The organism is Companilactobacillus suantsaicola (assembly GCF_004745525.1).
Taxonomy (GTDB): domain Bacteria; phylum Bacillota; class Bacilli; order Lactobacillales; family Lactobacillaceae; genus Companilactobacillus; species Companilactobacillus suantsaicola.
Genome location: NZ_RKLY01000049.1, coordinates 1 through 10,721 on the forward strand (window position 1 = coordinate 1; position 10,721 = coordinate 10,721).

6 protein-coding genes are annotated in these 10,721 nt (G+C 38.5%); 3 read left to right on the top strand and 3 right to left on the bottom strand.

The window, feature by feature from the left end; genetic code table 11:
• Nucleotides 1-721 precede the first annotated feature (721 nt).
• Nucleotides 722-3,970 carry an MMPL family transporter gene (locus EGT49_RS12685; protein ID WP_246013851.1) on the bottom strand — a complete coding sequence of 1,083 codons (3,249 nt, stop codon included), beginning with the start codon at nt 3,968-3,970 and terminating at the stop codon, nt 722-724.
• Nucleotides 3,971-4,135: 165 nt separating this feature from the next.
• Between EGT49_RS12685 and EGT49_RS12045 the strand changes: the two genes are divergently transcribed.
• Entirely contained in the window at nt 4,136-4,714 is a 579-nt protein-coding gene (locus EGT49_RS12045) for a TetR/AcrR family transcriptional regulator (RefSeq protein ID WP_135374618.1), read from the top strand.
• A 389-nt stretch (nt 4,715-5,103) separates the two neighbouring features.
• Here EGT49_RS12045 and EGT49_RS12050 read toward each other — a convergent pair whose 3' ends face one another.
• Entirely contained in the window at nt 5,104-6,516 is a 1,413-nt protein-coding gene (locus EGT49_RS12050; RefSeq protein WP_135374619.1) for an NAD-dependent succinate-semialdehyde dehydrogenase, read from the bottom strand.
• 182 nt (nt 6,517-6,698) lie between these two features.
• Between EGT49_RS12050 and EGT49_RS12055 the strand changes: the two genes are divergently transcribed.
• Both EGT49_RS12055 and lplA read left to right on the top strand, forming a co-directional pair.
• Complete coding sequence (locus tag EGT49_RS12055; RefSeq protein ID WP_135374620.1) at nt 6,699-7,637, top strand: AEC family transporter; 939 nt, start codon at nt 6,699-6,701, stop codon at nt 7,635-7,637.
• A 125-nt stretch (nt 7,638-7,762) separates the two neighbouring features.
• Nucleotides 7,763-8,788, top strand: coding sequence for a lipoate--protein ligase (gene lplA, locus EGT49_RS12060; protein ID WP_135374621.1), 1,026 nt, complete (start codon nt 7,763-7,765; stop codon nt 8,786-8,788).
• Nucleotides 8,789-8,828: 40 nt separating this feature from the next.
• Here the strand turns inward: lplA and EGT49_RS12065 are convergent, their stop codons facing one another.
• On the bottom strand, nt 8,829-9,995 hold the full coding sequence (locus EGT49_RS12065; protein WP_135374622.1) for a MalY/PatB family protein: 1,167 nt from the start codon (nt 9,993-9,995) through the stop codon (nt 8,829-8,831).
• Between the last annotated feature and the right edge of the window lie 726 nt (nt 9,996-10,721).

Sequence of the window (10,721 nt, forward strand, 5' to 3'; positions counted from 1 at the left end):
TTAGGTGTATATTTCTGCATAAAATCCCTCCATTACTGGGTTAACATTTTTATACTATTTTGAAATGTCAACCATATAAGGATTATCGCAGAACGCTGCCGGCACTATTTTGAGCTTTTTCAAGTTCGGAAAAATCTCAAAACTAGGCCTTCTTGTAAGTGCTGAAGCACTAACAAGAATTTGGCGGCTGAGCCATCACAGGTTTTGTGCTCCAGGCTAGATTTCAGATTTTAGCAGTATTTCTATAATTTCTAATTAGGATATATTTTCTATTCATATTACGTGCTTAACTGTTTTAGAATCTAAAAAAATTCCTGAATTTCTCTAGTTTAGTATGTATTTCCAGCTAAAAAATAATTGGATATTTCCCCTTTTTTACCGTTATTATTCCCATTTCCGAATAGAAAAAAACACAATAACGTATCAATAAACCTACCTCACATCAGAATAGAACAACTATCCCTAATCAAATGGAAAGCCAATAAAAAATAGAATCGTTATTCAGTCCGGAGCAACAGCTCTGGGAAATGCTCAGCCCTGAAATTATTCTTAGCAATTTATTGCTTAGAATAAGGCCAATCTTGAAGACAATTCCCGCTTTTGGAATTGGCTCCAAGTTGTGCCCAGAGCGTTCCAGCATTTCCCAGAGCTGTTGCGGAGGACGGCATACTTCACTAAAAAAAATACCCCAACCATTTCTGATTGGAGTATTCATTAAAATCTATTTATCTGTTTTCTTAGCTTTCTTGTCTAACCCATGCTCACGCATCTCATGCCACTGTGTCAAACTAATCAAGCCTGACATCGTAACTGGCAATGCGAAGACTAAGACAATCAAACCGATGATTACACCTAGAGCAACTTGAATCAAAGTTGTAACTCCACTTGGAATCAAGGCGGCGAAGGTACCACTTAAGATAATAGCGGCACTGATAACAACCGCACCAATTGCTGTGGCGGCCCGAAGCATTTGTTTCTTCAAGTCAGTTCCGTCATGATCATCCTTGTAACGAATCATCAAGAAGATACTGTAATCAACACCTAAAGCCATCAACATGATGAAAGTGAAGAATGGTGTATTCCAACTTAACAATGGTCTGCCCAAGAAGGTTGAAGAAATAATTCTTGTCAAACTCATTGAGACTGCATAGGCAGCTAACAAGGTAGCGATAATTGTCATTGGTTGTAATAGTGATTGAATAACTACGATCAAGGCAATTCCGATACCAATTACCATAATGATAGCTGTCCGCTTAAAGTCACCATTTGCTAAGGTTCTCAAATCGTTATCTTGTGATGTTTGACCACCTAAAGCAACTTGAGTTCCATCCAAAGCACCATGTTTAACTTGGGCTTTGATATCTTTTTGAAGTTGTTTAAACTGTTTATTAGCTTTTTCAGAGTTTGGATCACCTTTTAGAACAACGGTCATTGTAGTGATCTTATTGTTGTCAGCCATGTAAGTATCAAGTGCTGGCTTGAAGGCCTTTGAATGAATTGTTTCTTTTGGTAGATAGAAATCTTTTCCGATGTATGACTTTTGTAATTCAGTTAAGTAGTCATTCATCGTGTCACTACCATTAGCTAAACTCGTCAAACCACTTGAAGCACTGCCTAAACCATTTTGAAGTTCTTCAACTTGTGATGACATAGCTTGCAACTTAGTATTCAAAGTTTGAACACCAGTATTGACTTGTTGTGAAGCGGAATTTACTTGACTAGCACCACTGTTCAAAGTTGAACTAGATGAGTTTAAAGTATTTGTTCCACTTGCTAAAGTTGATGCCCCACTAGCAATTTGTGAGTTGGCACTTGCTAGAGAACCGGCACCAGATGCCAACTGACTAGATCCACCAGCCACTTGGTTAGCGCCACTAGCTAGGGTTTGGGTTGCACTGGATAGTTGACTGATTTGACTAGTCATTCCAGGTAAAGCACTAGTAAATTGATTGATACCACCATTTAAGGTTGATGTACCAGCATTCAATTGGTTAATACTACTTACTAAAGTAGCGATTTGGTTAGTATTTAGTTGACCATTAGTCATTTGACTCAAAGCCGGATTTCCTTGCATTGCAGCAAGTAATGGTTTGAGTTGGTTAACGGCAGCTGTCAATTGGTTCATCTCTTGAGCTAAGGTATTGCTACCAGAACTTAATTGTTGAACTTGACTGGACAAAGCAGGCAAACTAGATGCTGCACTACCAACACTAGATGCTAGTTGACTGGATCCACTTGCTACTTGGTTAGCACCACTTGCCAAAGTTTGTGAACTAGTTGCTAACGTATTAGCACCAGTAGCTGCTTGACTTGAGCCAGAAGCTAGTTGTTGAGCACCTGAATTAGCACTCGAAACTCCCGCTGTGTAGGTGCTTAAACCAGATTGCAATTGAGCAGTTCCACTAGCTAATTGTTGTGTTCCGTCAGCTAGTTCTTGAACTTGACTCATGCTGCCACTGATATTGGCATTTTGTAATTGGGTATTAGCGCTGTCTAAACCAGATTTGATCTTGTTCAAACCTTTTTTAGAAGTATCTAATCCCTTGGTAATTGTTTTAAGTTGATCACGCAAGTACATGGAACTGATTTTGCTGCCACCTGGTTCAGTTACTGAAGCAACTGTTTTAACACCGTCTTCTTTTTGCAAGTACTGTGTCAATTGGTCGATGGCCCCAAGGCTAGCTTGTGTATCAAGTTTCTTATCACTCTTAATGTAAACCGTAATTGGAGCGGTCATCCCTTTAGAGAAGTGATCTTGAATTACTTCATAACCAGCCTTTGATTGGTAGCTACTTGGTAATTCATCAGCGTTATTAAAGTTTAAATCACCACTCATCGTCATAGCGAACGGAATAGCTATCACAGCTACGACGGCCATCATAATTGCAGGTTGTGCCAAAGCTGCCTTTGACAATCCGTGCCATAGACGACTGGAACTGCTACCATTGGAAATCTTACTTGGCCAAAACATCTTGGCTCCAAGTGTTGCCATAAAGAACATGTTTAAAGTCAATAAGACTGGCAACAAGACTACGACACCAATAGCAACGGCTGAAGCACTTTGATAGAACGAGAACTTCGCTAACCAGAGAACTGAGAAACCAATCAACACGGAGAGTCCTGAATAAAGAACGGTTCGACCACCATGTTTTCTAGTTTCCCGCATTGCTTCGACTGGATCTAGACCTTCGGCGAGCGCTCCTTTGAAGTAATCGTAAAGCAAAATATTGTAATCAGTTCCGATACCAAACAAGACTACGACTAAGAAGACTTGGGTAAAGTTAGAAATTGGAAAACCAAAATGTTGTGCTAAATTCATAACAACACTCAAACTGGTTACAAACGCTACACCAACGTTTAACAATGAAATTAGTGGAACGATTGGTGAACGGAAGACTAAGATCAAAACGATAAAGATGAAAATAATCGCAATAACTTCAGTCTTTTGAATACCTTTTTCAGTAACAGTTGAGAAATCATCATTCAGTGGGTCAACACCGGTGATATAAGTCTTCACACCTGCTACTTTCAATTGTTTCGTCAAAGCATCAACTTGATGTTTAACGGTACCATTTTGTTTAACTGTTATTTGAGCTAACTGCGTCGTTTTATCCTTAGAAATCAATTGTTTCTTCGTTTCGGCGTTATCAGTTGGCCCCATCACGTTAGAGATATCTAATCCTGACTGATCGTCAAGATTCTTTAAACTATCTTTAATGTCATTCGATTGTTCTGAAGACAACTCACGGTTTCCATTACTGAAAACTGCTGTATAAGTCCGAACCGACTTATTATTGTTTGCCTTCTTTTGAATTCGATTGGCAACTTCACTTTCGACATAATTGGGTAGATTTACTCCACCATGTTCACGAACAAGCTGTGAAACGTTAGGCATTGCAATCAACGCAACAACAATGATTACAAGCCAAGCAATTAATGCCGGCCATTGTTTCTTACGAAAATTATTCATAATAACCACATTCCTTAATCAAAATCAGATATCCATACTTGGACAGTTGTAAAATTACAAATGCAATGATAAAGTGAAACCGAAAATAGAGCAAGAGACAAGTCTTGAGGTTTGTCTAGATTTTTACAAATTATAAAAAATGTCCAGAATTGAGGCGCTTACATTTTGAAATATGATCCTAATAAGAAACAGTCACGTGGCATAGAACGCACTCAACGTGCGTTTGCTGCTGCAATGTTTAATTCTTTAGCCGAAAAACCGTTCGATAAAATTACAGTAAATGCACTTTGTAAAAGAGCCGATTATCCCCGCGCAACCTTCTACAACTACTTTGATGACAAGTTTGATTTACTCGATTTTTGTTGGTATAAAATTGCTCAAGATATCAATATTGAAATTCCCAATCCCAATATAGACAAATCGACTATAATTCAAAATTTTGCTCAAATTTATAAATTATTCGATCAATATCATATTTTATTCCAAAACATTATCGACAATAATCCCATCGACAGCCAGTTAGTTAATCACTTCATTCACTATTTCACGGAAGTTATTTATGAGTCGATCAAGTGTAATCTGAATTTAAAAGCCATTAAAGCCCCAGCAGAATTAGTGGCGCAGCATTGTAGTACCACGATTATTGAAGTTTTGAAGTGGATCTTTTTGGGGAAACACGATGTTAGTTTGGAGGATGCCGAGGAGTATTTGAATGAGTTGTTGAGTGGACCGGTACAAGTTTAGAGAGCTTGGAAGCCAACGGTTAGGAGTCAGCAGATAGCCCGATTCCGAATTGCTCGCCGATTTTGCGGGCGATTTGGGAAGCGTAGCTATATGTTGACTCCTGTTGGCTGGAACGCGTTTACGATCAAACTAAGGAAGTATGGTTATTAAAAAATAGAAATCACACAATATAAAAAGAGGAATCTTCCAATACACAGAAGATTCCTCTTTTTTGATACCAAATTTCTTTTGCTTTCTAACCATAGTTCTATGCAGAATAGTCAAAACGCGTTCCACAGGGGCAACTCCCTCCGAGATAACAAAATTTCCCAAATCGCCCGTAAAGTTCGACGAGCAATTCGTGAAATTACGTTATCCTCCGGGAGCTGACCGCCCCTGTTCCACGCTCTCTAAAAGATTGCCAGTCCTCCAGCAGCATTCCCCCAATCAGGTTCTTGCGCTGTAACGACCAACTTCTCATTAGTAAAGGCATTCAATCCCAACTGACTAAGTTCTCTACCGTAACCAGATCCTTTAACGCCACCGAATGGCAATTCTGGAAGTGAAACTAAAAATGAGTTAACAAAGACCATCCCAGTTTCAATTTTTTCAGCTACTCGATGTCCGTGTTGAGCATCTTTTGAAACCACGATTCCACCTAAACCTAATTCAGAATCATTGGCTAAATCAATCGCTTCTTGATCAGAACTAACTTTAAAGACTTGGGCAACTGGTCCAAACAATTCGTCGTAAAATTCAGGATTATCTTTATCAATATCCGTCAAAATCGTTGGTTGGATAAATTGTCCTGGTAAGTCGATTGGTTGATTACCATAATAAACTTTAGCTCCATTTTCAACGGCCGTATCAATTTGTTTCTGCAACTTCTCCTTAGCACGTTTGGAGTTCATTGGAGCGATGGTAGTATTCTCATCCATTGGATCTCCAGGCACTAATTTTTCAAAGTTATTCTTTAATTTTTCCAAAAATTCATCGTATAAATTGTCAGCCACGATAAATCTCTTAGCAGACGTACAAACTTGACCAGCGTTGTACATTCTAACTCGCCAAGCTAAATTAACTGCTTGATCAACGTCAGCATCAGACAAGACTACGAAAGCATCTGAACCACCGAGTTCCATTGAATTCTTCTTCAAATATTTACCAGCTGTTTGGGCAACTGATTGTCCACCACGTTTTGAACCAGTTAGCGCCACACCTTGAACTCGAGGATCAGCGATGATTTCACTAACTTGATCGTAACTGGCGAAGAGATTCGTCAAACTGCCAACTGGAGCACCCGCTTCTGAGACAATTTTCTCAAAAGCTTGAGCTGAAGCTGGGGTGTTGGAAGCGTGTTTTAAAATCATCGGATTGCCGACAATAAAGTTCGGTGCAAAGACACGCATAATTTGATAATAAGGGAAATTCCAAGGTTCGACCATCATCAAGACACCGGTTGATTGATGAAGAATTTCGGCATCTCCCGTGTTGCGACTCGAAATTGGTGTAGGTTTCAACATTTCCTCACCGTTATCAGCGTAATAGTCAGCGATAATCGCACACAACTCAACTTCACCAATCGACTCGGATAAAAGTTTTCCCATATCGATCGTGGCAATTTTAGCCAATTCAGTTTCGTTTTCGCGTAACAAAGCAGCTATCCGGTGCAAAATTTTACTCCGGTCGCTGATTGGTTCGTCGCGCCATTTCTTATAAAGTGCTTGCCCGTTGCTTAAAGCTGTTTCTATTTCATCAGCGGTTGCATTGGGGAAAGTTTTTACTAGTTCGTTATTATATGGATTGACTGTTTTGTAGGCCATTTCTAATCCTCCTAATTTAATTCTCATGTTTAATTTTAATGTAAACGCTTAATTTTACAAGTATTTAATCCGTCCAGAAATTAAATTGGTACTGTCCAATTTGAGAAATAAATCACGAATTTTCAAAAAAGGCTCAAAAAAGAGTACTATAAGGAATATATCTATTTGAAAGGTGTCTGCTTATGGGCGTTTTCTTCTCCAGTATTCAAGGAATACTAATAATTATCGGACTGATTGCCGTGGGTTATGGCTTAACTCATCTCGGCTGGTTTTCTGAAAATACAACCAAAATGATTGCAAAATTAGTCACCCAAGTTGCTTTGCCAGCTTACATGATTTCCACGATCACCAAGGATTTCACAGCCAAAAAACTGATCAAACTACTACCAGATTTGGCTGTACCAGTTTTATCAATGACCATTTTGATTTTCATTTCAATTTTGTTGATCAAAGTTTTAAAAATTGATCCTAAACACAAAGGTCTATTTGCCTCAATGTTTTTCAATTCCAACACCGTCTTCGTTGGCCTACCTGTCAATATGGCCTTGTTCGGTGAAAAGAGTTTACCGTATGTTTTGGTTTACTACATGGCCAACACAACCTTTTTTTGGACTCTAGGAACCTACCTGATTCAAATGGATGGTGAGATCAAAGGTAAATTCAAACTAAAAACAACTTTGAAAAAAATCTTCTCCCCACCACTAATGGGCTTTATCATCGGATTACTGTTAGTCATTTTCCACATTAAATTACCTAATTTTTTAATGTCAGACTTTGAATACTTAGGTAATCTGACAATCCCACTTTCAATGATTTTCATCGGTATTTCAATTTACAATGCCGGTTTGAAAAACATTTCCTTCCACAAAGATAACTTGGCAATTCTCTTTGGAAGATTTATCTGTGCTCCGCTTTTAATGGCGGCACTCTTCTTATTTATCCCCTCAACCCCATTGATGCGACAAGTTTTCATCGTTCAAGCTGCTATGCCAGTTATGACTAACGCTCCCGTTGTTGCCAAACTTTACCGCGCTGATTCCGACTACGCTGCCATCATGGTTACTGAAACAACTCTCTTGAGTTTGATCGTAGTACCAATCATCATGGTCTTAATTAAGTAAAAAAATTCACAAACTAAAGCTAGATAAAACATAGGATTCACCCTAATTTTTTTCACAATATTGTATCTTCAAACCATGAAAGGGATTACAATATTCACATACAGTTGAAAAAGGGAGTGGATTCTATGTTTTTTATTGATACATCAAGAAATGGAAAACCGGTTTATAATGCGATCGTTAATCAATCGCTAGATAACTATTTGGTCAACGACCTACGTCTCAAAGGACACGGATTAATTTTGTATATTAATAACCCTTCTGTCATTGTCGGTGTGCATCAAAATGCTTATGCCGAAGTGAACTTCCCTTACCTCAAGGAAAAGAACATTCAATTAGTCAGAAGAACTTCCGGTGGTGGCGCTGTTTACCACGATTATGGTAACTTTATTTTCGAAAACATTGTCATCGGTGATGATGAGCATTTCGGAGATTACGGTTATTTTGCTAAACCAATCGTTGATGCCCTACATGAAATGGGTGCCACTGGCGTCGAGATGCGCGGTCGAAACGATATCGTTGTTGACGGTAAGAAATTCTCCGGTATGACGATGTTCAAAGTTGGTGATTCCTTTGCAGCCGGTGGAACATTAATGTTTGACCTCGATATGGATACTGCCAGCAAAGTCCTAACACCTGAAAAAGATAAATTGGAATCAAAGGGTGTCAAGTCTGTCAACAAGCGCATTACCAACATCAAGCCATACCTCGACGAACCATATAGAAGCATGACCGCTGACGAATTCAAAGTCGAATTACTCAAACACATCTACCACGTCGATAAACTTTCTGACATTGAAACATACACCTTAACCGATCACGATTGGGAAATTATCGATTCCCGTTTGAAAGACAAATACGACACTGACGCTTGGAACTATGGCAAGAACCCTGGGTTCACACATTACGTTTCTAAGCATTACGATATCGGTACCGTTGCCTTCAACTTCTCAATTAAAGATGAAAAAATCTCGGCTGTAAAAATTTATGGTGACTTTATTACCGGCGGAGATATCACGCTAATTGAACAAGCCTTACTAGGAGCCGAATTCACCAATGAAGGATTGAATAAAGCACTCGAAAAGGTTGATCTAGCAGCTAACTTAGGAAAAATTGAACCTCAAGCTCTCGTTGATTTGCTGCTGTCAAAGTAAAAAAAAATAACCGTTATAGCGACGCTATAACGGTTATTTTTTATCTATTCTTAAATTTTTCAATTCCAACTTTCAAACGCTTAACGGCATCTTCAACATTACTTCTTGGTGTTGCCAGATTCATTCTCAAGAAGCAGTTACCATTACCTTTATACTTAGTACCTTCAGCCAAATACAAACCAGTTTCATCACGTAAAAATTGGTTGAACTCATCTGATTCATCAGTTAATGCAACACAGTCGATCCAGGCTAAATAAGTTGCCTGTGCAGGTAAAACTTTAATTTCTGGAATATTCTCGCTAACAAATTTTTCTAAATACTCACGGTTACCAGCAACGTATTTCTTCAACTCATCTAACCAGTCAAAGCCTTTAGTATACGCAGCAATTGAACCACTAATAGCCATAGCTCCGGGTTCATTCAAACCGTCACTAGCAATACCTTGTTCAACTCTTTGACGAATATGTGCATTTGGAATAATCAAGGTTGAAGCATGCAAAATTGCCAAGTTAAAAGTCTTACTTGGTGAAACTAACGAGATACTATTCTCAGCAATTTCTGAATCCAATGAAGCAAACGGTGTGTAATCATGACCTGGCATCATAATGTCACCATGAATTTCATCAGAAATAATTAAGACATCATGTTTTTTAGCAAGTGTACCAATCTTAGTCAATTCATCACGAGTCCAAATATAACCCGTTGGATTATGAGGATTGCAAACGATCATTGAAGTCGTTCTAGAATCAGCCATCTTCTCTTCCAAATCTTGCCAATTGATTGAATACTTACCATCATGGTAGTCCAATTCACTATTCAAAATATGATGGCCATTGTTATTTATCGCCTTATAAAATGAATTGTAATTTGGTTCTTGCAACAAAACATTGTCACCGAAATCAGTCACATGCCGTAAAATTGACCCAATCGATGGCATAACGCCGTTACTAAAGACCAACCAATCTAACTTTGGTTCAAAATTGTGTTCACGCTTGTACCAACCAGCAACAGCTTGGTAATATTCCTCTGGTACATATTGATAACCAAAAATTCCGTGTTCAACATCTTTTTTCATTGCTGTCAAAACTTCAGGAACTGTTTGGAAGTCCATATCAGCAACCCACATAGGCAATTCATTTTCGCCAACATTCCATTTACTGGAATTACTATGACGACGATCATTTATCTTATCAAAATCAAATGACATATTTTCACCCCTCAATTTATTTCTCAATTTGAATATATCATTAAATTCGTAAAATAGCATAAGTAGTCACTTCTATATGATTGATGTTGGTTAATTGCCGCCTTCCGCACAAAACCTGTGATGGACTGGAACGCTGCCGGCACAACTTGAAACTACCGCAAAGTACGCGGCATTTCCAAGATTGGCCTTCTTGTAAATGCTAAAGCATTAACAAGAATTTGGCGGCTGAGCCATCACAGGTTTTGTGCTCCAGGCTAGATCCTATTCTTGACCGTATTTCCGTGATTTCAAGTTGGGATATAGTGTCCTATTCGTATTAAATGCTTAACTGTTTTAAAGTCTGGATAGCTCCTAGAATTCTAAAAATAGAAAAACAAAAGATTCCCTATTCTTTTGCCACTTTTTAGAACAGGAAGAAACGCAATAACGTATTAGCATCCAAACCACACTTTAGAATAGAAATTCTATTCCTAACCAAATGGAAAGCAAATAAAAAATAGAACCGTTATTCAGTCCGGAGCAACAGCTCTGGGAAATGCTCAGCCGTCAAATTCTAGTTAGCGATTCATCGCTTACTAGAAGGCCGAGCTTGGAGACTTTTTCCGGGTTTGAAAAAGCTCAAAGTTGTGCCGGCCGCGTTCTGCGATAATCCTTATATGGTTGACATTTCAAAATAGTATAAAAATGTTAACCCAGTAATGGAGGGATTTTATGCAGAAATATACA